Raw genomic sequence first — 24,669 nt, 5'->3', positions numbered from 1 at the left:
TAGTGTGGGCCGCGGCGCCGGCTGCCGCCCGGCTCGGGCGCCCCGGCGCGGGAGGAGACGACGGGATGGAGACCGGCTACTGGCAGCAGGTGATGGCTGCCGGCCTGTCCGTCCCCACCGACCGGCCCCTCGATGAGCTGACCGCCGAGCTGACGACCCTGCTGGGCTCGACGGACCCCGCCGAGCGCGACGGCACCGCCTACCCCACCCTGGCGACCTGGATCGAGCGCGGTGTCTACGACGACCTGCTGACGGGCCTCGGCGACGGGATGACCACCGGCCTGGTGGTCGGGCTCGGCGAGCGCGACACCGACACGGTGTTCCGCCGCAGCTACTCGGTGCTGGTGCTGGCCGAGTGCGTGCAGCGCGACACCCTTCGTGGGCTGCTGCCGCCGCAGAAGATCTTCGAGTGGGGTGACCGGATCACCACGTGGTACCTCCGGGAGCACGACCAGCGCGGCTACGTCCCCGGGCACGGCTGGGCGCACGCGATGGCCCACGGCGCCGACGCGCTGGGCGCGCTGGCCGGGTCGCCGCACTTCGGCGCCGCCGAGCTCACCGTGGTGCTCGACGTGGTCGCCGACCGCCTGCTGCTGCCCGACACGGCGCTGCTCACCAGCGGCGAGCCGGACCGGATGGCGATGGCCGTGATGCGGGCGCTGCGCCGCAACCTGGTCGCGCTGGAGACCGTGGAGGCCTGGGTGGCCCGGATCGGCGGTGCCGCCGGGCGGATGACCGGCTCCGGCGACCACGACCCCTACCTCGACACGTTCAACTCCGAGGCCTTCCTGCGCGCCCTCCACCTCCAGCTCGCGCTGGCGCCCTCGCCACCGGCGATCCGCGCCGACCTGCTGCTCACCCTGGTCGACACCCTGCGGCGGACCAGCCCGCACTTCCTGGGCCTCCAGTCACTGGACCAGCCGGCGGCGCCGTCCCCGCCGACCGACGCCTCCGCGCTCGACCCGCAGGACGACATGACCCGCGAGTAACATGCGGGCATGACGCTGTCCGAGCCGGCCGGGGACGCGCCCGGCGACACCACCCAGGAGTCCCCCACGACCGCGCACGCCGGCGCGCTGGCGGTGCGGGTGGCGCAGGGCCACGGCGTCGAGACCATGTTCACGCTCTCGGGCGCCCACGTCTTCCCGATGTACGACGGCGCGGTCAACGCCGACCCGCCGATGCGGCTGCTGGATGTCCGTCATGAGCAGACGGCGGCGTTCGCGGCGGAGGCGACCGGCAAGCTGACCCGGGTGCCCGGGCTCGCCGTGCTCACCGCGGGGCCGGGGGTCACCAACGGCATCAGCGCGATCGCGCAGGCGCAGTTCAACGGGTCGCCGATGGTCGTCGTGGGGGGCCGCGCGCCGGCCAACCGCTGGGGGATGGGCAGCCTGCAGGAGCTCGACCATCCGCCGATCGTCGCGCCGGTGGCCAAGTCGGCCCGCACCCTCGCCACCGCCGCCGAGGTCGCCGCGGGCATGGACGAGGCGTTCACGCTGGCCCGCTCGCCGCACCGTGGGCCGGTCTTCGTCGACGTGCCGATGGATGAGTTCTTCAACAGCGCCGAGGCGGCGGTCCCGGCGCGCCGGCCGACGGGCGGTGCCGATCCCGACCCCGAGGCCATTGCCACGGTGGCCGGCCTGCTGGCCCGGGCCGAGCGGCCGCTCCTGGTGCTCGGCACCGACGTGTGGGCCGACGGCGCGGAGGTCGAGGCCCTGGAGCTGGTGGAGCGGGCCGGCCTGCCGACGCTGACCAACGGGATGGGCCGGGGCATCGTCCCGGGCGGGCACCCGCTGCTGGTCACCAAGGCCCGCGGGGCCGCGATCAACCGGGCCGACCTGGTCGTGGTCGCCGGGACCCCGCTCGACTTCCGGCTGGGCTACGGCGTCTTCGGCGGCAAGGACGGGGCCACGCCGGCGCGGGTCGTGCACCTCGCCGACGCTCCCGGCCAGGTGTCGGCCCACGCCGACCTGGCCGCCTCGGCGTCCGGTGACCTGGCGAGCGTCTTCAGGATGCTCGGCGACGAGCTCGAGCGGGCGTCGCGACGGTCCGACTGGTCCCCGTGGGTCGGCGAGCTGCGCGACGCGGTGGCGGCCGCCGCCGCTCGCGACGCCGAGCTGCTCACCGCCGAGGCCGACCCGATCCATCCGGCGCGGATCTACGGCGAGCTGGTCTCGCGGCTCGCCGACGACGCCGTGGTCATCGGCGACGGCGGCGACTTCGTGTCGTTCGCGGGCAAGTTCGTCGAGCCGCGTCGACCCGGCGGCTGGCTCGACCCCGGCCCCTACGGCTGCCTCGGGGCCGGGCTGGGGGCGGCCATCGCCGCGCGCCTGGCCCGCCCGTCGGCGCAGGTCGTGCTGATGCTCGGCGACGGCGCGGCCGGCTTCTCGCTGATGGACGTCGACACCCTGGTGCGGCATGGGCTCCCGGTCGTGATGGTCGTCGGCAACAACGCCGCCTGGGCCCTCGAGAAGGGTCCGATGCAGATGATCTACGGCTACGACGTGGTGGCCGACCTCGCGCCGACGAGCTACGACGGCGTGGTCCGCGCCCTGGGCGGTGCGGGCGAGACGGTCACCGACCCCCGCGAGATCGGGCCGGCGCTCGACCGGGCCTTCGCCGCGGGGGCGCCGTACCTCCTGAATGTGATGACCGACGTTCGGGCCGCCTACCCGCGCGCCACGTTCGGGGTCTGAGCGTGGTGACCGCACCGGAGGCCGAGGCGCGCCTCGAGCGGGTCGTGACGGAGGCCGACACGGCCCGGGCCGTCGACTCGGGCAGCCTGGAGGTGCTCGGCACCCCGGTGCTGCTCGCCTGGTGCGAGGCGGCGACCTGCGCGGCGCTCGACGGGCTCCTCGAACCGGGCGCCACCAGCGTCGGCACCCGGGTGACGCTCGAGCACCTGGCGGCCAGCCCGGTCGGGGCCAGGGTCGAGGTGGCGGCCACCCGGACCCACGTCGACGGCCGGCTGCACCGCTTCGCGGTCTCGGCTCGCGAGGTGGGTGACGACGGACCCGGGAAGGTGCTCGCGAGCGGCGAGGTCACCCGGGTGGTCGTCGACGCGGAACGCTTCCTCGGGCGCCTCTAGCGCGAGATGCCGGAAATGGTCCCGCGAGATGCGCGAAATGGTCCGGCGAGATGCGCGAAATGGTCGCGCGAGATGCGGGTTCCGACACGTACGACGAGAGGTCGGGACGCGCACGCCGCGGCCGGGCAGCGAACGACCCGGCAACGGGTGGCCAGGGCCACCGACGAGCTGCCGGGTCGCAGGGGTCGGTCAGGCGTTGGGGCGCTTGCCGTGGTTGGCGCTCTTCTTCTTGCGCGAGCGACGCTTGCGTCCGGTCTTGCCCATCGGGTCCTCCTGGTCGTGGTCACGCCCCGCCGGATCGGCTGGCGCGGACAGCCATCATCCCAGACCGGTCGACACCCGGCGAATCCTGCCGAGCAACCTCACCACTCGCCGTCGCGCGGCGACCGACCGGTGGCCCGGCCATGGCGCGCATGTCGAGGGACCATTTCCGACATGTCGACCGACCATTTCCCGCATGTCGCGCTGCGGGCGGCGGGATCAGGCGGTGGGGTCCTCGGTGATCCGGAGCTGGACCTGCCGGATCGACAGCAGCACCCGCTCACGCAGCTCGTCGGGAGCCGACTCCGAGCAGGACCGGGCAACCAGCGCCTTGACGGTGCGCTGCAGGTCGTACTTCGCGAGGCAGGGGCTGCACACGTCGAGGTGCAGGCGTACGGCGGTCACGTCGGCGGCGTCGAGCTCGTTGTCGAGGAAGTAGACGATCTGCTCCAGGAAGTCCGCACACGAGTCGTCGGAACCCATCAGTCCCCCTCCCCCACCCGCAGCAGGTCGTGGTCGCGCACGTGGTCGGCCAGCATGTCGCGCAGCTGGCGACGACCGCGGTGCAGCCGGGACATCACCGTGCCGATGGGGGTGCCCATGATCTCGGCGATCTCCTTGTAGGGGAACCCCTCGACGTCGGCGAGATAGACCGCCAGCCGGAACTCCTCCGGAAGCCGCTGGAGCGCATCCTTGACCTGGGAGTCGGGCAGCCGGTCGAGGGCCTCGGCCTCGGCGGACTTGAGCCCGGTGGAGGTGTGCGACTCCGCGCGGGCGAGCTGCCAGTCCTCGACATCACCGCTGTCGCCGGTCAGCGACTGCTGCGGTTCGCGCTGCTTCTTGCGATAGGAGTTGATGAACGTGTTGGTCAGGATGCGATAGAGCCAGGCCTTCAGGTTGGTGCCCGGCCGGAACTGGTGGAAGGAGCCGTAGGCCTTCGCGAAGGTCTCCTGCACCAGGTCTTCGGCGTCCTGCGGGTTGCGGGTCATCCGCATCGCCGCGGAGTAGAGCTGGTCGAGGAAGGGCAGGGCGTCACGCTCGAACCGCGCGGCCCGCTCCTCGTCGGTCTCGGTGGCGACGTCGACGGGGTCGTCGGACGCAGCGACGGAGTCGTCGGGATCGTCAGTCATCGCCGCCCAGCCTAGCCCGGGCGCCACCAGGGTCGGCGGCTGGGAGACGGAGCCAGGGGCGGGACCCGAACCGGACGGCATCGGAGGGCTGAGCACGGCGAGCACGTCGGACTGAACACCTCAGCGGCGTCGGTGATTCCCGGGCTGGTTTCCGACGACCTCGCGGATCACCCACTCGAGGGTGCTCTCGACCACGATGCCCAGCGCCTCCTCCTGGGAGACCTGGCCACGCTTCGGGACGCGCAGCGCATGGTCGCCGCCGGGGACGACCGTCATCTCGACGCCGGCCGGGAACTCCTCGGGACGGCCCATCGGGTCGCGCTCCCCCTGGATCACCAGGGTGGGGACCCGGCTGCCGAGCAGCTCCTCGACCCGCGAGGACTCCGGCCGGCCGGGAGGGTGCAACGGGAACGCCAGACACAGGCACCCGCTGCCGCCCAGCCCGCGGGCCATCCGCGCGGCGGAGCGGGCACCGGCGGAGCGGCCGCCGAGGACCAGGGGGGTGCGGGTGCGCAGCGCGGACGCGGCGGCCCGCAGCCCCTCGTCGAGCGTCGCCGGCGCGCTCGCGACCTTGCGGCCGGCGACCTTCCACGGCTGCTCGAAGCGCACCACCGAGACGTCGTTGCGCGGCAGGTACGTCGCCAGCGCCTCGAGGTCGGCGGTGTCGATGCCGTTGCCGGCGCCGTGGCTGAGCAGCACGGTGGCCACCGGGCGGCGTGCGTGGTGCGTGACCAGCCTGCCGTCGCCGTGAGGGGTGTCGATGATCCGCTCGAGAGCCACGCCCGCATCATGCCAGCAGCCCGGCCCGGCCGGACCGGTCGCCCGAGGCCTATCCCTCGGCCTCGTGCAGCGGGAGCGGCTCGACGAGCTCGGGACCGTTGTTGCGCACGTTGTTGACCAGGACCGGGACGGGGTAGGCCTCGAGCGCACCCGGGGCGGCGGGCACCAGCAGCCGGCGCAGCTCGTCACCCCGCGCCGTCGGGTCGAGCCACGCCGACCACCGATCGGGCTCGACCATCATCGGCATCCGGTCGTGGATATGGCCCAGCTCGTCCTCGGCCTGCGTGGTCAGCACCGTGCAGGTCCACCGGAAGCGCTCCGGGTCGTCATCGGCGCGCTCGGGGTCGCGCCAGATCTCGTAGAGGCCCGCCATCGCCACCACCCCGTGGTCGCGGGGACGGATGAAGAACGGCTGCTTGCGGGGCTTGCCGGAGGCCGTGGTCTGCGAGGTGGGGTACCACTCGAAGTAGCCGTCGGCGGGCAGCAGGCAGCGTCGCGCCGCGAAGGCCCGTCGGTACGCCGGCTTCTCGGCGACGGTCTCCACTCGCGCGTTGATCAGCCGGCTGGCCATCTTGGGGTCCTTGGCCCAGGACGGCAGCAGCCCCCAGGTGAGCACCCGGAGCTGGCGCTGCGGAGGCTCGTCGCTCTCACGCGACGGTGGGCGCTCCAGGATCGCGTAGACCGGCTTCGTGGGCGCCACGTTGTAGTCGGGCTCCAACGGCGTCTCGACCCTCGACTCCTCGACCTCGAACTCCTCGATGAGGTCCTCGGGCCGACGACTGGAGGCGTAGCGACCGCACATGCGACCAGCCTAGGGGCGTCGGCGAGCGCGGCGGCTCAGGTCCGGGCCAGCTCGTCGAGCAGGAGGGCGGCCACCCCGTCGTCGCTCGGCAGGCCCTCGATCCAGACGCGGACGCCGGTCGCCTCCACCGTGCGCGCCATCTTGCGCAGCAGCGCCACCCGCTGGCCGAGCCGCTCGTCGCGACGGGCCACGACGACCACGCGATCGGGACCCAGCCGGCCGATGGTCTCGGTGCCGGAGAAGACGGTGCGCGCGGTGTCACCGAGCTCGGCCAGCCGCATGGTGCGGGTGAGCATCTCCTGGCGCTGTCGCGTCGGCACGTCATGGTCGGCGCCGTGCGGGTCCGCCTCGGCGGGCACCTCGGCCACCACCAGGGCGTACTCGTCACGCACCCGATCCGACCCTCGGAGCTCTCCCCGGTACAGCTCCGAGAGCCGGCTTCGGACGTGTGCGAGGCTGGACAGCCCGGTCATCGGGTCGTCGCACGCCATCTGGTGGACATACGCCAGCACCGCGTCGCTCCACGATCGGGCGACCGTGCGCACGTCGTCGTACGCCGGGTCGGTGCCCAGGATCGTCTGGTACGTCGTCTGCAGCGCCGCCAGCGCCTCGTCGAGGGAGGCGCCGTCCTTGGCGAGCAGCGACCCGGCGACCGCGCAGGCCTCCGAGGTGGAGTCGGACCCCGAGGCGAGCATCTCTGCCACGGCCTCGAACCTCGGCGGCAACCCCATCCGCACCGGCTCGGGAATCGTGGCGCCCGCCCCGGGGTCCACCGCGGGCGCGGTGCGCGAACGCAACGCGAAAATGCCCACGTCTGTACCCCCTCGGGTGGTTGTCCTTCGGGAGTGAGACGCGCCACTGAGGGGGTCATGACGCGGTTTCGGGGAGAGATTTCCGTGCCGAAACGTCCATACAGGCGAGAACTCGACCCCTAGACTGGCGTCATCAGTTGCTTCCCCCTCCGTTGGTATAGATGTGAGCTCGACACTTCCACGCGTAGACGGCCCCGCCGACGCCGAGTTGATCTCGGCCGTCCGCGGCGGTGACATCGACGCCTACGGCGAGCTCTTCGCACGGCACTCGGAGGCGGCCCGCCGCCTGGCCCGGCAGCTGGTGCCGGCCGCCGACGCCGACGACCTGGTCTCCGACGCCTTCGCGAAGGTGCTGGGCGTCCTGCAGCGCGGCGGCGGCCCGGACATCGCGTTCCGCGCCTATCTGTTGACCGCCGTCCGGCGGCTGCACGTCGACAAGATCCGGGCCGGCGCCAAGCTGACGACGACCGACGACCTCACGCCGTTCGACCCCGGGACGCCGTTCCAGGACACCGCCGTCGAGGGCTTCGAGAGCGAGGCGGCGGCGAAGGCGTTCGCGTCCCTGCCCGAGCGCTGGCAGCTGGTGCTGTGGCACCTCGAGGTCGAGGGCCAGAAGCCCGCCGACATCGCACCGATGCTCGGCATGTCGGCCAACTCCGTCTCCGCGCTGGCCTACCGCGCCCGGGAGGGTCTGCGCCAGGCGTTCCTCAACATGCACGCGCAGGAGATGGACGACGACACCTGCCGCTGGACCCACCAGCACCTGGGGGCCTACGTCCGCAACGGCATCAGCCGGCGCGACGCGACCAAGGTCGAGGAGCACCTCGACGAGTGCCGCAAGTGCATGGCGATCTACCTCGAGCTCACCGAGGTCAACTCCGACCTCGCCGGCATCCTCGCGCCGCTGCTGCTCGGCAGCGCGGCCACGGCGTACGTCGCCGCCGCGAGCGGTGCGGTCACCAAGGGCGGGCTGTTGCTGCTGGTCGACCGGGCGCGCGACTTCGTCGCCGCCAACGCCCCGGCGACCGCCGTCGCGGGTGTCGCGGTCACCGCGGTGATCGCCGGCACGGCGATGCTCACCATCAACGGCCACGACAACAGCGCGCTGAGCGCCGCGGACACCGCGCCCGGCGTGGCCGCCCCCAGCTCGGCGGGCGACGCCCAGCGCTCCCCGGGAACCGCCAAGCGGCGCGGCTCCGACGAGGGGAGCACGCCTCTCGAGGTCGGTCCCTCCGACGACGCCTCGGCGCCCGCCGTGGTCCCGCCGTCGGACTCACCGTCGGACGCCTCGACCGCGGGGGACTCCCCCTCGACCGATGACACGGCGTCAATCGACCCCACCCACTCGAGCCGCCCGAGCCACTCGTCCAGCCCGACCGACTCGTCCAGCCCGACCGACTCGTCCAGCCCGAGCGACTCCACCAGCCCGAGCGACTCCACCAGCCCGAGCGACTCCACCAGCCCGAGCGACTCCACCAGCCCCACCGACTCCACCAGCCCCACCGACACGCCGCTGTCGACCGACGTCGCGGTGGCCGCCTCCGGGGTGGCGGGTCCGGGAGCCAACTACACGGTGACCGTGACGATCACCGGCATCAACCCGGGCGACACCGTGCCGATGCAGATCACGTTGAGCGACAACCTGGTGTTCCGTGGCAGCGGCGGGTGCACCAAGCTCAGCCCTCACGCGGTGGTGTGTGACATCGCCGGCAACGCCGAGCACAGCACCACGCTGTCGCTGGTCTCCGAGCGGCCGCCCAAGCAGTCGGCGTGGATCCGGTTCACGATGCTGCCAGGTGCCGACACGCCCAACGCAGACACGACCAACGACTCGGTGACCGTGGACGTCCCCGCGCTCGAGGCGGCGCGGGTCGCGACCCAGCCGTCGGACCGCCCCTCGGGCTCCGGCCTGACGCTGCGCCGCTGAGCCTCTCCCGGTGCGCGCTCGATAGGCTGCGCGGGTGACCGCGCTGCCCGCCTCCGTGGATCCGTGGCCGGTGCCGCGCCCCACCGGTCCGGTGCAGGTCACGGTGACGCTCCCCGGCAGCAAGTCGCTCACCAACCGCGCTCTGCTGCTCGCCGCGATCGCCGACGGCCCCAGCGTCGTGCGCCGCGCGCTGCGTTCTCGCGACACCTTGCTGATGGCGGCCGCGCTCGACGCCCTGGGCGCCGAGGTCGAGACGGGCGACGACGACTGGGCGGTGCGGCCGGGCGTCTTCGACCGGCCCGCCCGGATCGACTGCGGGCTGGCCGGCACCGTGATGCGGTTCGTGCCGCCCGTGGCGGCGCTGTCGACGGCCGTCGTCACCTTCGACGGCGACCCGCACATGCGCCTGAGGCCGGTGGGCGAGGTGCTCGCCGCGCTGCGCTCGCTCGGGGTCCTGGTCGACGACGGCGGCCGCGGGGCGCTGCCGTTCAGCATTGCCGGCACCGGGTCGGTCCCCGGCGGCACCGTGGTGGTCGATGCCTCGGCGTCCTCGCAGTTCGTCTCGGCCCTGCTGCTGGCCGGAGCACGCTACGACGACGGCGTCGACGTGCGCCACGTCGGCAAGCCGGTGCCCTCGCTCCCCCACATCGACATGACCGTGGCGATGCTCCGTCAGCACGGGGTCGAGGTCGATGACGCCGACGCCAACCGCTGGGCGGTCGCGCCGGGCACGGTCCGGGCCGTGGACCACCTCATCGAGCCCGACCTGTCCAATGCCGCACCGTTCCTGGCGCTCGCCGCGGTCACCGGAGGCAGCGTCGTGGTGCGTGACTGGCCGCGCGAGACCACCCAGGCCGGTGACATGCTGCGCGAGATCCTGACCCTGATGGGCTGCGAGGTCGGGTTCGTCGACGAGGGACTGCGGGTGAGCGGCACCGGCGCGCTCCAGGGCGTCGACCTCGACCTCCACGACGTCGGAGAGCTCACGCCCGCGGTCGCCGCGCTCTGCGCCCTGGCCGAGGGCCCCTCGCACCTGCGCGGGGTCGCACACATCCGCGGCCACGAGACCGACCGCCTGGCCGCCCTGGCGGCCGAGCTGGGCCGGCTGGGCGCCGACGTGACCGAGCGTGCCGATGGCCTCGACCTGCGTCCCGCGACGCTGCACGGCGGCGTGTTCCACACCTACGCCGACCACCGGATGGCCCACGCGGGTGTGATCCTCGGCTCGGCCGTCGACGACGTGTCCGTCGAGAACATCGCCACCACCTCCAAGACCTTCCCGGACTTCGCGGAGTTCTGGGAGCGCCTGCGGTGAGGCGGCTGCCGTGAGGACCCTGCCGTGAGGGCCCTCCCGTGAGGACGGGGCGCCGGTGACCGGGCGCTACGACGAGCACGACCACGAGCACTACGAGCGCCCCCGTCGGCGGACCCGTCCGCGCACGAAGGAGCGGCCGGCCTACGACGACGCCGTCGACGCCAGCGTCGTCACCGTCGACCGTGGCCGCTACACGCTCTCCCTCGACGCCGACGGCACGACGGTGACGGCGATGAAGTCCCGGCCGCTCGGCCGCAAGGGCGTGGTGGTCGGTGACCGGGTCCGCGTCGTCGGCGACGTCTCCGGCCGCGACGGCTCCCTGGCCCGGATCGTGGAGGTGCGCGACCGAGCGACCGTGCTGCGTCGCACCGCCGACGACGACGACCCCGTCGAGCGGGTGATCGTGGCCAACGCCGACCAGCTCGTCGTCGTCACGGCGCTCGCCGACCCGGAGCCGCGACCGCGGCTGATCGACCGCGCCCTCGTGGCGGCGTACGACGCGGGCATGGCGCCGCTGCTGTGCCTGACCAAGGCCGACCTCGCCTCGCCCGACGAGCTGCTCCACACCTACCGCTCCCTGGGGGTGCCGTGGGTGGTGACCCGGCGCGGCGGCGACCTGGAGCCGCTGCGCGACCGGCTGGCCGGCCGCACCAGCGTGCTGATCGGGCACAGCGGTGTGGGCAAGTCGACGCTGGTCAACGCCCTGGTGCCCGACGCCAACCGCGAGATCGGCCGCGTCAACGCCGTCACGGGTCGCGGTCGGCACACCTCCACCAGCGCGGTGCTGCTGCCGCTGGCCGGTGGGGGCGCGATCATCGACACCCCGGGCATCCGGTCCTTCGGGCTGGCCCACGTGCAGCCGGAGCACCTGATCGAGGCGTTCCCCGACCTCGACGAGATGACCGAGGACTGCCCCCGGGGCTGCACGCACGGCACCGACGAGCCGGAGTGCGGGCTCGACGAGGCGCTCGCCGCCGGCCGCGCCGACCCGGAGCGGGTCGAGTCGTTCCGCCGGCTGCTGGCCGCGCGCTACGACGCGTCCTGACGCTCGGCAGCGTGAGCGCTCAGCCCCAGACCGCACGGGCGCCGGTGTCGCCGGCGCGGATCACCAGGGCCAGCACGGCGACCGAGGCCAGCGCGAGGAGCACCGAGACCGCGACATCGACCGCCCCGCCACGCAGCGGCCGGTCACCGCGCCCCGAGACCAGCCCGCTCGGGCCACCGAGCCGGTAGGCCGCCAGCACCACGACGAGCAGGTAGGGGCCGAGGATGTTGCGCAGCAGGGTGCCGGCCTCCCGGTGGGTGCGCACCGACTCGAGCTGCCCGAGCCCGCGGGCGTCGAGCAGCGACTGGCCCGAGGCCGCGGCGACGAAGGCGGCCACGAACGCGATCGCGGTGAGCAGCACCAACGGCCAGCGCAGGGCATAGCGCCACCTCGGTGTCGCGGCGTAGACCAGCCCCGCGAGCGCGGCGAGCGGTGTCAGCACCACGACGGCATGGACGACGAGGGGGTGAGCGGGAAGCCCGGAGATCTCCATGGTCCGACGGTAGCCAAGTCGAGGCGCGTCGTGCGCTTGTACCTTCGTACGAGCCGCTGCGCCGCGTCGGGCGCCCCGGGCAATAGCCTGGTCCCATGAGCGACGGCCCGGACTACACCGACGACCTGCGGCTGGCCCACGTGCTCGCCGACGACGCCGACTCGCTCACCCAGGCCCGGTTCAAGGCCCTCGACCTGCACGTGATGAGCAAGCCCGACCTCACGCCGGTGACCGAGGCCGACCTGGCGGCGGAGGAGGCGATCCGGCGCACGCTGTCGCGAGTGCGTTCCCGCGACGCCGTGCTCGGCGAGGAGCACGGCAGCACCGGCCACAGCCAGCGGCAGTGGATCGTCGACCCGATCGACGGCACCAAGAACTTCGTGCGCGGGGTGCCCGTGTGGGCCACGCTGATCGCGCTGGCGGTGGACGACGAGGTGGTCCTCGGTGTCGTCTCCGCGCCCCAGCTCCAGCGCCGCTGGTGGGCGGCCCGCGGGCACGGTGCCTGGACCGGGCGCTCGCTGCTCAAGGCCTCGCGCTGCCAGGTCTCCGACGTACGCCGGCTCGAGGACGCCTCGCTGTCCTACGCCTCCCTCGGCGGCTGGGAGGAGCGGGGTCGCCTCGACGACTTCCTCGCGCTGTCGCGACGGTGCTGGAGGACCCGGGCCTACGGCGACTTCTGGTCCTACATGCTGCTCGCCGAGGGCGCGGTCGACCTGGTCGCCGAGCCGGAGCTGGCGGTCTACGACATGGCCGCCCTCGACGTGATCGTGCGCGAGGCGGGTGGCCGGTTCACCTCGCTCGACGGGAGCGACGGTCCGTGGGGCGGCAACGCCCTGGCCTCCAACGGGCACCTGCACGACGCCGCGCTGTCCTTCCTCGGGGCACTGCCCGACGGCGACACCGACCCCGACGACCCGGGCCGCGGACCGGGCTCGGTCAGCGAGCTGCGCTCCCGGGTGCGTCTCGTGGAGGACGACCTGGACTGACCCGCACGCGGCCTCGCCGGTCCAGGAGTCGGGAGGGCACCTTCCGTGAGCCTCACCCGGAGCGTTAGCGTGGAGTTCCAGGAGATGCCCCGACAGAAAGGCACCGCCGATGCGCATTCACGACGTGATCAAGGGCAAGCCCAGCCAGGACGTGGTGACCATCACCCCCGACTCGTCGGTGCGCGAGCTGCTCGCGCTGCTGGCGCAGTACAACATCGGTGCGCTGATCGTGAGCGCCGACGGCGGCACCGTCGACGGCATCATCTCCGAGCGTGACGTGGTCCGCCGGCTCCACAGTGACGCCGAGGTGCTCGACAGCCCGGTGTCGGCCATCATGACCGCCGACGTCTACACCTGCGAGCCCGACTCCTCGCTCGACGACGTCCGCGCCCTGATGACCGAGCGCCGCTTCCGGCACGTGCCGGTCGTCCAGGACGGCCGGCTCGCCGGCATCATCAGCATCGGCGACGTGGTCAAGCACCGGATGGCCGAGCTGGAGTTCGAGCGCGACCAGCTCGACAGCTACGTCCACCAGAGCTGACGACCGACCCGACCCACCCCGACAGCAGAGGCAGGAGCCCTCGTGGACAAGCCCGAGATCGAGTTCTTCGACCCCGAACCGCCCACCGACCTGGTGGTCACCGAGCTGGTCGAGGGCGACGGTGCCGAGGCCGCTGCCGGGTCGACGGTGTCGGTGCACTACGTGGGGGTGGCGCACTCCACCGGCGAGGAGTTCGACGCGTCCTACAACCGCGGTACCCCGCTGCAGTTCCGGCTCGGCGTGGGCCAGGTCATCCCGGGCTGGGACCAGGGCGTCCAGGGCATGAAGGTCGGCGGCCGCCGTCAGCTGGTCATCCCTCCTCACCTCGGCTACGGCGACCGCGGGGCCGGCGGCGTGATCAAGCCCGGCGAGACGCTGATCTTCGTCGTCGACCTGCTCGGCGTGGGCTGAGCCCGTCGGTCCGGCCCGTCAGCCGACCCGCGCCGCGGCGCCGCCCACCTCGACCACGTCGCCGCGGCGGAGCTGGCGGCCGCGCCTGGTCTCGGGCGCACCGTTGACCAGCACCCGGCCCGACTGCACCAGTGGCTTGGCGTCGGCCCCGGTGTCGACCAGGTCGGCCAGCTTGAGGAACTGACCGAGCCGGATCGAGTCGTCCCGGATCGCCACGTCACGCACCTCGCTCACCCCGGCATCCTCCCATCCGCGTCCCGCGGGCGGCCGCGCGCGTCGGTCAGGGCAGCAGCTGGCTGACCGCATGGATGGCCACGCCGACCAGACCGCCCACGATGGTGCCGTTGATCCGGATGAACTGCAGGTCGCGGCCGACGTGCAGCTCGATCCGGCGGGCCGCCTCCCGGCCGTCCCACCGCTCGATCGTGTGGGTGATCACCGCGGTCACCTCGGCGCCGTAGCGGTCGACGGCGAAGACGGCCAGGTCGGCGGCGGTCCGGTCCAGCCGGTCGCGGAGCTCGGCGTCGCCGGCCAGCCTGGTCGCGAACGCGCCCAGCTCCCGCTCCAGCCGCAGGCGGACGGCGCCCTCGGGGTCACGCAGCGACCCGAGCAGCGCCCGGCGCAGGGCGTTCCACAGCGAGACCGCCGAGTCGAGCACGGCCGGGTGGTCCAGGACCCGCTCCTTGAGCCGCTCGGCGCGAGCCTGGGTGTCGGCGTCGTGCAGCAGGTCGTCGGCGAGCTGCGCCAGCATCGAGTCGAACGCCGCGCGGGCGTGGTGCCGGGGGTCGGCGCGGATCTCCCGCACCCATCGCACCGCCTCGGTGTGCAGCCGCGTGGTGACGGCGGTGTTGAGCCGCTCCGGTGCCCACCACGGGGCGCGCTCGGCCAGCACCTCGGTGAAGGTCTCGGGGTTGTGCTCGAGCCAGCGCAGCAGCTCGGTCAGGGTGAGGTCCACCAACCCGTGGTGCAGGTCGTCGCGGACGGTCTCGGCGAGCAGTCCCCCGAGCAGCGGAGCCACCGGCTCCTCACGGAACCGCGGCACCAGCGCCTCGGTGACCAGGTCGGTCACGTGCTCGTCGGTGATCTTGTCGAGGCCGATCGCGGCCACCTCCGCGACCTCGTCGACGACCCGGCGGCGGTTCGCCGGCTCGGCGAGCCAGGTCGCCACCCGAGCCGAGATCTCGGCGGAGAGGGCCCGGTCCCGGATGATCGACTCCTGGAGGAAGTTCTCGCCCACGAACTCCTCCAGGCCGCGGCCGAGCTCGTCCTTGCGCTTGGGCACCAGGGCGGTGTGCGGCACCGGGAGGCCGAGCGGGTGCCGGAACAGCGCGGTGACGGCGAACCAGTCGGCGATCGCGCCGACCATCGACGCCTCGGCCCCCGCGTTGACGTAGCCCCACCAGCCGTCCAGGTCACGGGTCGCGAGATAGACCGCGGCCGCCGCCAGCAGCAGCGCCCCCGCGACGCTGCGCATCCGGCGCAGCCCCCGACGACGCTGCTCGTCGGCGGCCGGGTCGGGCGTGATCAGGGACAGGGGGACGCTCATCGCGACCGATTCTGTCCTACGCCCCCTCCAGCCGTCGTACGCCGGCGGCGCGCGCCCCGCCGTACACGCCGCGCGAAGCGGGCCTCGGCGCCCGGCCCGGCATAATGCGCCGCATGACCCGCACGGTGATCACCTTCGGCACCTTCGACGTGTTCCACGTCGGCCATCTCCGGGTCATCGAGCGCGCCGCGGCCCTCGGCGACCGGCTGGTCGTGGGAGTGTCCGCCGACGCGCTCAACCTGCGCAAGAAGGGCCGCGAGCCGGTCTTCTCCGAGCGCGAGCGGATGGCCATCGTGGCCGCCCTCAAGCCGGTGTCCGAGGTGTTCTTGGAGGAGAGCCTCGAGCTCAAGCGCGACTACATCCGGACCTACCACGCCGACGTGCTGGTGATGGGCGACGACTGGAAGGGCCGCTTCGACGACATGGCCGACGTCTGCGAGGTCGTCTACCTCCCACGCACGCCGGCGATCTCGACGACCGCGCTGATCGAGAAGATCTCCGGCATCGCCTGAGCGGGTCCGACGCGCTTCCACCAGGATCGCGATCGTCGTGCGGCGCGGGGGGACATCGCGTATGGTGGGCCGCGCCGGGGACCGGCTGGGTCCGCTCCCTGGGGGCGTGGGCGCTTGGAGGCGCCCGCCACGCTCACCAGCATCCATCACTGGGGGGAACCAACTCATGCGTCGCACCCTGGCCGCAGCCGTGGTGGCGGTCGCCACCGCCGCCGTCGCCCTGCCCGTGCTGCCGACGGCGGCCGACCCGGGTGGCACCCGGCCCGACCTGCCCACCCTCCCCGACCAGGCCGCCTCCCGGGCGCTGCAGGTCGCGGAGCGCGTGCTCGACGGCAAGCCGGCCGCGTCCGACCCCGAGGCCACCATGGCGCTCACCGAGCTCCGGCTCGCCATGCCTCGGCTCGCCGGCACCGACCGGCAGCGTGCCGCCGGGCTGCTCGCCCGGCCCACCGACGGCGCCGCCGACCGTTTCGGTGACGGCTACGCCCCGGGGACCACCAAGACCAAGAAGTGCTCGCAGTACGTCTGCCTGCACTGGGTGACCGCGCCGGGCACCGACGCCGACGTGCCACCGGCCGGCTGGGCCGACACCACCCTGCAGCAGCTCAACCAGGTGTGGAAGAAGGAGGTCGGCCAGATGGGCTACAAGAAGCCCCTGGGCGACGGCACCAAGGGCGGCAACAGCAAGCTCGACGTCTACCTCAAGGACGTCGGCTCCAAGGGCCTCTACGGCTACTGCGCCCCGGAGAAGAAGAAGTACAAGTACACCTACTCCGGCTACTGCGTGCTCGACGACGACTTCGCGCCCGGCCAGTTCGGCGGCGCGCCGGCGCTCAACAGCCTCGAGGTGACCGCGGCCCACGAGTTCTTCCACGCCGTGCAGTTCGCCTACGACGCCGCCGAGGACCGCTGGTTCATGGAGTCGACGGCCACCTGGATGGAGGAGCGCTACGCCGACGACGTCAACGACAACGTCCAGTACCTCCCCTACGGCCAGCTCGGCTCGCCGTCCGAGGCGCTCGACACCTTCGTCAGCGGCGGCGGCAACCAGTACGGCAACTGGGCGTTCTGGGAGTACCTCACCCAGCGCAAGGGCAACGGGCTGGTCAAGAACGTCTGGAAGAAGGCCGCGACCTACAAGGGCGCGCCCGACCAGTACTCCATCCAGGCGCTCAAGACGGTGCTCGCGAACAAGGGCGGCTTCAAGAGCAACTTCATCGCCTACGCCTCCGGCCTGACGCTGCCCGGCAAGTTCTGGGCCGAGGGTTCGACCTGGCCCGGCAGCGGCGCTCCCATCCAGTTCCCCTACGCGCTCAGCACGACGACGATGAGCGGCGGCGACAAGGCCGGCATCAACCACCTCGCGTCGCGCAACGCGCAGTGGGTCCCCAACTCCTCGCTCACCGGCAACTACCGGCTCAAGGTCGTCGTCGACGGTCCGGACAGCAAGGCTTCGCCGGTCGCCATGGTGCTGGTCCAGAAGAAGGACGGCTCGGTCGTGCGCAGCCAGATCGCGCTCAACGGCAAGGGCAAGGGCAGCAAGACCGTCGGCTTCAACTTCACCAACACGGCGAGCGTGACGCTGACGATGGGCAACGCCTCGACCCGCTTCAACTGCTGGACGTCTGGCCCGACGTACTCCTGCTACGGCCAGCCGAAGGACGACAGCAAGCCCTTCACGTTCAAGGGCAGGGTGCTGCCGCCCGCATGACCCGATGAACCACCGACCGCCGTCGTTCCAGCCGCTGCTCGCGGCCGGGACGGCGGCGGTTCTCTCTGTCGGGCTGCTGGCCTGGGCGGTGACCACCGGCGCGCTCGGACCGGACGTGGGTCGGGGGGCGAACTTCTGCGAGGCGGCCCGATCGGGGCCGGTGCTGCAGCCGGCCAACACCTGGTCCAACCTCGGGTTCGTGGTCGCCGGGCTCGCCGTGGGGTGGCAGGCTCGCTGGCCCCGGGCGCGCGGCACCGGGCTGATCCGCGCCACGGGGCTGGTGTCCGGCTACGCCGTGGTCGTGGTGCTGCTCGGTCCGGCCAGCGCCGCCATGCATGCCACCCAGTCGGCGTGGGGTGGCCACCTCGACCTGCTCAGCATGTACCTCGTCGCGAGCTTCGCGGCGGCCTACGCCCTCGCCCGGCACCGTGGCGGGGGCACGCCCCTCGTCGCGCTCCTCTTCGCACTGCTGCTCGGCGGCTGCGAGCTCGTGGGCGCTCTCCCCGTCGACGTGCCGCTGGTGCACGTGCCCGGCAACCTCGCCTTCGGCGTGCTGCTGGTGGTCGCGCTGAGCCTGGAGCTGCGGATGGTGCGGTCGGCACGGATCGCCGCCGACGGTCGGTACGCCGTCGCGGCCGGCGCGACGATGGCGCTCGCCTTCGCCGTGTGGATCGCCACCAACGCCGGCCTGTGCGACCCCCACTCGCTGCTGCAGGGGCACGCCGTGTGGCACCTGCTCGGCGCCGTGTCGGCCTACCTGCTGTTCCGCTACTACGCCAGCGAGCGACCCACCGGTCTCCCGCGCGAGAGCCTCCCGCAGGGAGCGGCCCGCGCCCACGGTTGAGGACCAGCCCTCGGCCACCGGAAGCGGACCACGGCCCTCCACCTGGCCCGCGGAGGGCTCAGCCCAGCTCGCGTTCGAGCACTCCGATGATCTTGGGCCGCAGGTCGCGCGCGGCGATGACCTCGTCGACCGAGCCGACGCTCACCGCGCGATGGATGTCGTGGACGCCGTCGAACTCGCGGGCGACCTCGCTAATCCGCTCGGCGCGGACCAAGGCCCGCAGCTCGGCGAGCTCCACCTGGAGAACCGACCGCTCGGTGCCCGCGGCGCCGCCGATCCGGTGCTCCAGCTCCTTGACCCGCGGGTCACCCGCGGTCCGCTTCTCGACCTCGCCGGCGAAGACGACCGCGGCCGCGGGAGCGCCGCCGATCACCGACGCGAACGAGCCCTCGACGGCGAGCACGGTCATCCGGTCGTTGAGGCGCTTGGAGAACACCACGAAGGCGCCGCCGTGGTAGCGGGAGATCACCACGAAGACGATCGGCCCGTCGAAGTTGACGATCGCGCGGCCGATCTCGGCGCCGTACTCCAGCTGGAGGTTGCGCATCGACTCCGGCGAGCCGTCGAACCCCGACAGGTTGGCCAGCACCACGAGTGGCTGGCGACCGCTGGCGGCGTTGATCGCCCGGGCGGCCTTCTTGGACGACCTCGGGAACAGCGTGCCCGCGGTGTAGGTGTCGGGTCCGTCGGTGGGCGGGAAGCCGCGCCGCGGCACCGGCCGCGACTCGATGCCGAGCAGGCACACGGAGTGGCCACCGAGCCGGGCGTCGAACACCACCGCGGTCTCGGCGTCGGCCATGCCGGCCCAGCGCTCGAGGGTCTGGTGGTCCTGGTCGGCGACGGCCCGCAGCACGGTGCGGATGTCGAAGCCCTTCTTGCGGTCCGGGTTGGTCTGCGGCGAGAAGATCTCGCCGAGGCTGGTGAAGTCGCTCCCGGCCGAGGCGTGCGGGGACAGGGTCACGTCGCGGTCGACGGGGTCGTCGGTCGTCGCCCGGCGCGGGCGCTGCTCCCCGGGAGCGACATAGGTGTGCGCGTAGTGGGACATCAGGATGGCGAAGGCGCCGGCCAGGTCGGGCGCCCAGTACTGGGCCTGGCCGTTGGGTCCCATCACCCGGTCGTAGCCGCCGATGCCGTAGTTGTCCTCCGCCGACACGCCTCCGGAGAAGTCCAGCGACTGCTTGCCCGTCAGCACCATGGCGCTGTCGGGCGTCATCACCAGGATGCCCTTGGTGTGCATCAGCATGGTCGCCTCGGCGTTCCAGTAGGGCTGGGCGCCCACGTTGATGCCGGCCACCACGAGGTTGATCTCGCCGCCGGCCTGGGTGAAGTCGACGATCCGCTTGAGCGCCGCGGCCACCCAGTCCATGTTCTCGGTGCCGGAGTCCATCGAGATCCGGGCGCCGGCGCTCAGCGTGAACCACTCCAGCGGGCAGCCGAGCTCCTCGGCCAGGTCGAGCGCCGCCATGATCCGGCTGCACTCCGGCTCGGCCACCGCCCCCAGCGCCTTCGTCGGGTCACCGCACAGCAGCACCCGGGTGATCCCCTCGGGGTAGATGTCCGTGGGCGTGGTGACCACCGCGCAGAGGATGCCGGCCTTGTTGAGGCCGGGCGCCCGGTCGACCGGGACCAGCCGCCCGGTGTCGTCGAGGTCGTACTCGACCAACGAGCCGTGCGGGCCCGCCAGCACCTCGCGCAGCTCATAGGGGTAGACCAGGCCGCGCCGGCGCGCGCGCAGCACCTTGCCGGCGTAGTCGTCGAGCGGCTTGAGCGGCTCGGTCGGAGGCGCGTCGATCTCGGCGCTGACGCCGGCCCCGGGCCGCGAGGCGAAGCGGATCGCGATCGGGGTCGCGGTCCCGTCGTCGCCGAGGATCCGCCCCTGCGCGACGACCTCCTCCAGGCCGGCTCCCTCGCTCAGCGGCGTGATCTTGCCCTGGAGGGCGGTGAGCTGCTCGAGGTCGGCCTCGACGACCGGCCACACCTGGACCCACACGTGGTTCATGTCGAAGCGGACCCCGGGTCCCGCCAGGGAGGTGCGGGCGCGGCGGATCGCCTCGAGACAGTTCTCGACCGCACGCTCGGCGTGTGGCAGGCCGATCACCCGCCCCTCCTCGTCGCGGACGACGGCCAGCTGACGCACCTGCGACATCGCCACCAGGCGTCGGTCGGTCGGGTTGCTCCGCGCGACGCAGTCGAACAGCAGCACGTCGGCGGGCGCGTCGAGGCGGGTGACCTCGAAGTCCCGCAGCCGCCAGAGGTTGAGGCGGCGCCCCACCATCGGGTGCACGCCCCGCACCCGGACGTCCTCGACGAGCGAGGCGTGGTCGTCGTCCCAACGCAGCGTGTAGTAGTCGACCCCGGTGTCGGGGCTGCAGACCGCGACCGCCACCCGGCGTACGCCGGCCAGCCAGGAGGTGGCCTGCAGGCCGGCCGCGAGCCGCGCCGACGCGTCGTCGGGCGTCGCGGGGGCGTCGGGCCAGGACACATAGAGCTCGACCACGGCCTCGTCGCCGTCGGCCCGCTCGGCGAGCTGCTCGGCGATGGCCTCCTGGAACCCACTGGCCGGGTCGAACAGCTCGGCCGAGGTGCCGATCGTCGAGACGATCCGGGTCGGCCGCCCCTCGAGGGCATAGTCGGCGACCGCGAAGGTGCGCCCCCCGGCCTGCACACAGCGCACGTCGTGGAGGTCGAACTCCAGGTAGTGACGGCGCACGAGCACCTCGAGCATCGGCTCGCGCTCGGGAATCCCCTCGGCGAGGCGGCGGCACAAGAACCCCACGATCTGCTCGGGGATCGCCGCCAGCGCGTCGATGCGGGCGGCGCGGTCGGGGGCGTCGGGGTGCGCGGCGAGGTCGGTGACCTCGGCCTCCACACCGGCCAACACCTGGTTGCGCTCGGCGTCGACCTGCGGCTGGTCGAACCAGCGGAAACGGACGCTGCGCGCCAGGTCACCCACGACGGGGAAGCGCAGCTGGGTGGCCCGGACCAGCCGCTCCAGCTCCTCGCGCGCCACGTGGGCGGCGCCGTCCGAGGGCGGCGGGTCGCCCATCCACTCCTCCAGCAGCGTGGTCACGATCCGCAGGTCGGCGGCGGTCCGCTGCTGGGCGAGGAAGATGCGGAAGACCGCCTCCTCGAGCTCGGGGGTGCGGGTCAGGTCCGGCACGCCGTAGTGGGCGAGCACCCGCTCCAGCCGCTCCCGGTAGGCGTCGGGCAGGCCGGCGCGATCGGCGTCGAGGGACTGCAGGTAGGTGTGGAAGTGCTCGCGCGAGCTGTGCACGCGCAGCTCGGTGTGCTCGTCGCCGGCGGGGCGGTTGCGGCTCAGCTCGGCGACGTCGGCGAACAGCGTGATCATCGGCAGCTCGTCGGCGACCAGCGAGCTGCCGCTCCCGCGCAACGTCTCGCGCACGGCGAGGTAGTCGGTGAGCGAGTGGGACTCCGCCGCGGTGGCGTCGAAGCCCATCAGCACCGCCGACAGCTCGGCACGCAGCCGCTGGGCGCGGTCCTCGGTGCTCTCGTGACCGGGCTCCTCGGGCAGCTCGAGACCCGGGCCGGTCTCGCTGCTGACGACCGTCTCCTCGTCGCCGTCGCCGGTCGGCTCCAGGCGGATCAGCGGCGCACCGGTCTCGACCTGGCTGCCGGTCATCACCAGCAGCTCCTTGACCGTCGCGTCGAACGGTGCGGGCAGCACCGTCTCCATCTTCATCGACTCCAGCACGAGCACCGGCTGGCCGGTGCGGACCACATCGCCGACCGCGAGCGGCGTCGCGACCACGAGGGCCGGGGCCGGCGAGCGCAGCACCCCACCCTCGTCCCGGCTCACCCGGTGCGCGACGCCGTCGACCTCGACCATGTGCACCGGCCCTTGCGACGCGGTCACGACGCGGTAGGTCCAACCCGACACGACCAGCCGCGCGTGATAGTCGTCGAGCCTCTCCAGCTCGGCCTCGACGCTGCGCTGCTCGCCACCCGCGGCGAGCGTCAGCCGGTAGCGGCTCGGTCCGCTCTGCACCACCGTGACGGCGTACGTCGTCCCGCGGAGCTTGAGGTCGACGGCCTGCCCCACCTGGTGCTGCACCTGCGGCCGCCCACCGCGGGCGGTCTCCAGCAGCCGGGCGATCTCGACGGCCTCCTCGTCCTCGTAGGCCTCGATCGCGGCGGCGATCAGCGCGACACCGGAGTGCGCCTCCTCGACCAGCCGGCCCTCGGCGCGGACCCGGTCGATCCAGCCGGTGTCGGCCCAGCCGTCGCCGCCCCCGGTGAGCACCTCGGGCTGGGCCAGCAGGTCGAGGATGAACGACTTGTTGGTCGCCCCGCCCTCGATGACCACGGTGGTCTCGGCCATCGCCCGGCGCAGCCGCGCCAGGGCCTCGACGCGGTCGCGGCCGACGGCGATGATCTTGGCGATCATCGAGTCGAAGTCGGCAGGGATGGAGTCGCCCTCGGCCACCCCGGTGTCGACGCGGATGCCCGGGCCCGCCGGCAGCTCCAGCCGCGCGATGCGCCCTGGCGACGGCGCGAAGTCGCGGTCGGGGTCCTCGGCGTTGAGGCGCGCCTCGATCGCGTGGCCGTCCTCCACGGGCCGGTCGCCGGTGAGCCGGCCGCCGGACGCGACGTGGATCTGCAGCCTCACCAGGTCGGTGTCGGTGGTGACCTCGGTGATCGGGTGCTCGACCTGCAGCCGGGTGTTGACCTCGAGGAACGCGAAGGACCGCTCCTCGGGGTGGTAGAGGAACTCGACGGTGCCGGCGCCGCGATAGCCGACCGCGAGCGCCAGGCGCTCCGCCGCCGCCTTGACCTCCGCCGCCTGCTCGGTCTCGAGCAGCGGGGAGGCGGACTCCTCGATGACCTTCTGGTTGCGGCGCTGGATGCTGCAGTCACGAACGCCGATCGCCCAGGCGGTGCCCTGGCCGTCGGCGATCAGCTGCACCTCGATGTGGCGCGCCCCGGTGACCAGCCGCTCCAGGAACACCACCCCGCTGCCGAAGGCCCGCTGCGCCTCGTCGCGGGTGCGCTGGTAGGCGTCCTCGAGGTCCGCGGCCGACGCGACCATGCGGATGCCCCGTCCGCCACCGCCGGCGGTGGCCTTGAGCATCAGCGGGTAGCCGATCCCCTCGGCGGCGGCGAGCGCCTCCTCGAGGGTGTCGACACCACCGCGGCTCCAGGGCGCCACGGGGACCCCGACCTCCTCGGCGATCAGCTTGGAGCCGATCTTGTCGCCCAGCTTGCGCATCGACTCGGCACTCGGGCCGATGAACGTCACGCCGAGCCGGTCGCAGAGGTCGGCGAAGCCCGGGTCCTCGGCGACGAAGCCCCAGCCGACCCACACGGCCTCGGCCCGGGTCTCGCGCAGGGCGCGCTCGAGGACGGTGTGGTCGAGGTAGGGCCGGTCGCTGGCGGGTCCGAGGTCGTAGGCCTCGTCTGCCTCGCGGGCGAACATCGCCGTGCGCTCACCGGAGGTGTGCAGGGCGATCGTCCGCAGCGGAGCCTCCCCCGCGGGGTCGAGGGCACGGGCGGCATTGATGTCTCGGACGGCGTGGATGAGCCGCATGGCGGCCTCGCCACGGTTGACGATCGCGATGCGGTGGAACAACCCGACCTCCTGGCTGGCCCCGCCGATCGGGACTCGTGCCCCCGAGGCTTCCATGTTTGCGGGTTACCGGCGAGTCAACAAGCACCCGGCGTGGTGCGGTCGCGACGAGCCGCCGCCCGCGGTGCGGTCCGAGCTCACGCGCCGCTGGACACCTCGCCCGGCTCGCCCCCGTCGGACGGCAGCCGGGTGGTCTCGATCAGCTGCTCGGCCACGACCCTCAGCTTGAGGTTGCCGTCCTGGGAGTAGCGCAGCAGCACGGCCATCGCCTGATCGGGGCTGAGCCGGTAGCGCTCCATCAGGATCCCCTGGGCCTGACCGACCGCCTTGCGGGCGTCGACGGCCTCCCAGAGGTTGCGCAGGTTGCGCGCCGAGGCGAGCGCGACCGCCGCGTGACGAGCGAAGATGTGGGCCACCGCGACATCGTCCTCGTCGAAGCTCCCCGGCTCGGCCGCGTAGAGGTTGAGGGTGCCCACCGTGGTGTCCCGCGTGTGCAGGCGCACCGCCAGCAGGCTGCCCACCCCCAGCCGGTCCGCGGCCGCCGCCCAGGCGGGCCACCGGTCGCAGGCCCCGGTGTCGTCGACCCGGATCACCTCGTCGGCGTCGAGCACCTCGAGGTCGGGCCCCGAGCCCTCCGCCACCTGGATGCCCTCGAGCTCGCGGACCGCCTCATGAGTGGCAGCCGCGGTCTCGATGCGGCCCCGGCCGTGGACGAACACGACGCCGGCCATCGAGCAACCCACGCCGTCGACCGCGAACCGCAGCACCTCGTCGAGCGTCTCCTCGACCGTCGGCTCGTCGTGGAGGGCGACGGCGAGCTCGGCGAAGTGTCTCGCGTCCACGCGTGCTCCTCCCGATGCCGCCTGCCGACGCAGCGATTC

Annotated in this window: 23 protein-coding genes; 12 read left to right on the top strand and 11 right to left on the bottom strand. The window is 73.0% G+C overall.

The genetic code is table 11. The features are described from left to right. Positions 1 to 65: 65 nt before the first annotated feature. The 3 genes from R2740_RS09285 to R2740_RS09275 are packed head-to-tail and all read left to right on the top strand — an operon-like array spanning position 66 to position 3,088. Positions 66 to 989, top strand: a complete 924-nt coding sequence (locus R2740_RS09285; protein ID WP_371302404.1) for a DUF2785 domain-containing protein — start codon at positions 66 to 68, stop codon at positions 987 to 989. Positions 990 to 998: 9 nt separating this feature from the next. Further along, on the top strand, positions 999 to 2,696 hold the full coding sequence (locus R2740_RS09280) for an acetolactate synthase (RefSeq protein WP_371302403.1): 1,698 nt from the start codon (positions 999 to 1,001) through the stop codon (positions 2,694 to 2,696). 2 nt (positions 2,697 to 2,698) lie between these two features. After that, entirely contained in the window at positions 2,699 to 3,088 is a 390-nt protein-coding gene (locus R2740_RS09275; protein ID WP_371302402.1) for a thioesterase family protein, read from the top strand. A gap of 189 nt (positions 3,089 to 3,277) precedes the next feature. Here R2740_RS09275 and R2740_RS09270 read toward each other — a convergent pair whose 3' ends face one another. The 6 genes from R2740_RS09270 to R2740_RS09245 all read right to left on the bottom strand — a co-directional run bounded on the left by R2740_RS09270 (position 3,278) and on the right by R2740_RS09245 (position 6,765). Continuing rightward, complete coding sequence (locus R2740_RS09270; protein ID WP_371302637.1) at positions 3,278 to 3,352, bottom strand: 50S ribosomal protein bL37; 75 nt, start codon at positions 3,350 to 3,352, stop codon at positions 3,278 to 3,280. A gap of 216 nt (positions 3,353 to 3,568) precedes the next feature. Next, positions 3,569 to 3,832, bottom strand: coding sequence for a mycothiol system anti-sigma-R factor (gene rsrA, locus R2740_RS09265; protein WP_371302401.1), 264 nt, complete (start codon positions 3,830 to 3,832; stop codon positions 3,569 to 3,571). Next, the gene (locus R2740_RS09260) at positions 3,832 to 4,479 is read right to left on the bottom strand and encodes a sigma-70 family RNA polymerase sigma factor (protein ID WP_371302400.1); all 648 of its coding nucleotides are present in this window, start codon (positions 4,477 to 4,479) and stop codon (positions 3,832 to 3,834) included. Before R2740_RS09260 ends, rsrA begins: the two co-directional genes overlap by 1 nt. Positions 4,480 to 4,599: 120 nt before the next feature. Continuing rightward, positions 4,600 to 5,259 carry an alpha/beta family hydrolase gene (locus tag R2740_RS09255; protein ID WP_371302399.1) on the bottom strand — a complete coding sequence of 220 codons (660 nt, stop codon included), beginning with the start codon at positions 5,257 to 5,259 and terminating at the stop codon, positions 4,600 to 4,602. 49 nt (positions 5,260 to 5,308) lie between these two features. Continuing rightward, entirely contained in the window at positions 5,309 to 6,061 is a 753-nt protein-coding gene (locus tag R2740_RS09250) for an SOS response-associated peptidase (RefSeq protein WP_371302398.1), read from the bottom strand. 35 nt (positions 6,062 to 6,096) lie between these two features. Next, on the bottom strand, positions 6,097 to 6,765 hold the full coding sequence (locus R2740_RS09245; RefSeq protein WP_371302397.1) for a hypothetical protein: 669 nt from the start codon (positions 6,763 to 6,765) through the stop codon (positions 6,097 to 6,099). Positions 6,766 to 7,081: 316 nt separating this feature from the next. On the opposite strand from R2740_RS09245, the gene R2740_RS09240 reads away from it, so the two are divergent. From R2740_RS09240 to rsgA, 3 genes are read left to right on the top strand one after another with little or no spacing between them, the layout of a single operon-like run. After that, positions 7,082 to 8,800 (top strand): sigma-70 family RNA polymerase sigma factor, encoded by a 1,719-nt coding sequence (locus tag R2740_RS09240; protein WP_371302396.1) that lies wholly within the window; start codon positions 7,082 to 7,084, stop codon positions 8,798 to 8,800. Between the two features lie 34 nt (positions 8,801 to 8,834). After that, positions 8,835 to 10,115 carry a 3-phosphoshikimate 1-carboxyvinyltransferase gene (gene aroA, locus R2740_RS09235; protein ID WP_371302395.1) on the top strand — a complete coding sequence of 427 codons (1,281 nt, stop codon included), beginning with the start codon at positions 8,835 to 8,837 and terminating at the stop codon, positions 10,113 to 10,115. Positions 10,116 to 10,170: 55 nt separating this feature from the next. Further along, on the top strand, positions 10,171 to 11,160 hold the full coding sequence (rsgA, locus tag R2740_RS09230) for a ribosome small subunit-dependent GTPase A (RefSeq protein WP_371302394.1): 990 nt from the start codon (positions 10,171 to 10,173) through the stop codon (positions 11,158 to 11,160). A 19-nt stretch (positions 11,161 to 11,179) separates the two neighbouring features. Here the strand turns inward: rsgA and R2740_RS09225 are convergent, their stop codons facing one another. Continuing rightward, complete coding sequence (locus R2740_RS09225) at positions 11,180 to 11,653, bottom strand: DUF2231 domain-containing protein (protein WP_371302393.1); 474 nt, start codon at positions 11,651 to 11,653, stop codon at positions 11,180 to 11,182. 95 nt (positions 11,654 to 11,748) lie between these two features. Between R2740_RS09225 and hisN the strand changes: the two genes are divergently transcribed. The 3 genes from hisN (at position 11,749) to R2740_RS09210 (ending at position 13,591) form a co-directional block, all read left to right on the top strand. Continuing rightward, positions 11,749 to 12,639: a histidinol-phosphatase gene (hisN, locus tag R2740_RS09220; protein WP_371302392.1), complete on the top strand. Its 891-nt coding sequence runs from the start codon at positions 11,749 to 11,751 to the stop codon at positions 12,637 to 12,639. A 109-nt stretch (positions 12,640 to 12,748) separates the two neighbouring features. Continuing rightward, positions 12,749 to 13,180, top strand: a complete 432-nt coding sequence (locus R2740_RS09215) for a CBS domain-containing protein (protein ID WP_371302391.1) — start codon at positions 12,749 to 12,751, stop codon at positions 13,178 to 13,180. A gap of 42 nt (positions 13,181 to 13,222) precedes the next feature. Next, the gene (locus R2740_RS09210; RefSeq protein WP_371302390.1) at positions 13,223 to 13,591 is read left to right on the top strand and encodes an FKBP-type peptidyl-prolyl cis-trans isomerase; all 369 of its coding nucleotides are present in this window, start codon (positions 13,223 to 13,225) and stop codon (positions 13,589 to 13,591) included. Positions 13,592 to 13,609: 18 nt separating this feature from the next. Here R2740_RS09210 and R2740_RS09205 read toward each other — a convergent pair whose 3' ends face one another. Together R2740_RS09205 and R2740_RS09200 are read right to left on the bottom strand one after the other, a co-directional pair. Then, complete coding sequence (locus R2740_RS09205) at positions 13,610 to 13,825, bottom strand: RNA-binding S4 domain-containing protein (RefSeq protein WP_371302389.1); 216 nt, start codon at positions 13,823 to 13,825, stop codon at positions 13,610 to 13,612. A 46-nt stretch (positions 13,826 to 13,871) separates the two neighbouring features. Further along, positions 13,872 to 15,137, bottom strand: coding sequence for a DUF445 domain-containing protein (locus tag R2740_RS09200; protein WP_371302388.1), 1,266 nt, complete (start codon positions 15,135 to 15,137; stop codon positions 13,872 to 13,874). Between the two features lie 113 nt (positions 15,138 to 15,250). On the opposite strand from R2740_RS09200, the gene R2740_RS09195 reads away from it, so the two are divergent. The 3 genes from R2740_RS09195 to R2740_RS09185 all read left to right on the top strand — a co-directional run bounded on the left by R2740_RS09195 (position 15,251) and on the right by R2740_RS09185 (position 18,204). After that, on the top strand, positions 15,251 to 15,649 hold the full coding sequence (locus R2740_RS09195; protein WP_371302387.1) for an adenylyltransferase/cytidyltransferase family protein: 399 nt from the start codon (positions 15,251 to 15,253) through the stop codon (positions 15,647 to 15,649). Positions 15,650 to 15,815: 166 nt separating this feature from the next. Further along, positions 15,816 to 17,360: an MXAN_6640 family putative metalloprotease gene (locus R2740_RS09190; protein WP_371302386.1), complete on the top strand. Its 1,545-nt coding sequence runs from the start codon at positions 15,816 to 15,818 to the stop codon at positions 17,358 to 17,360. Positions 17,361 to 17,364: 4 nt separating this feature from the next. Next, the gene (locus tag R2740_RS09185) at positions 17,365 to 18,204 is read left to right on the top strand and encodes a ceramidase domain-containing protein (RefSeq protein ID WP_371302385.1); all 840 of its coding nucleotides are present in this window, start codon (positions 17,365 to 17,367) and stop codon (positions 18,202 to 18,204) included. 58 nt (positions 18,205 to 18,262) lie between these two features. Here R2740_RS09185 and R2740_RS09180 read toward each other — a convergent pair whose 3' ends face one another. Further along, entirely contained in the window at positions 18,263 to 23,791 is a 5,529-nt protein-coding gene (locus R2740_RS09180; RefSeq protein WP_371302384.1) for a carboxyl transferase domain-containing protein, read from the bottom strand. Positions 23,792 to 23,925: 134 nt separating this feature from the next. After that, entirely contained in the window at positions 23,926 to 24,630 is a 705-nt protein-coding gene (locus R2740_RS09175) for a GAF and ANTAR domain-containing protein (protein WP_371302383.1), read from the bottom strand. Positions 24,631 to 24,669 lie beyond the last annotated feature (39 nt).

This window comes from Nocardioides sp. (genome assembly GCF_041393715.1).
Lineage (GTDB): Bacteria > Actinomycetota > Actinomycetes > Propionibacteriales > Nocardioidaceae > Nocardioides.
The sequence above is the reverse complement of the archived record's forward strand: the minus strand, read 5'-3'. Positions and strand labels throughout refer to the sequence as shown.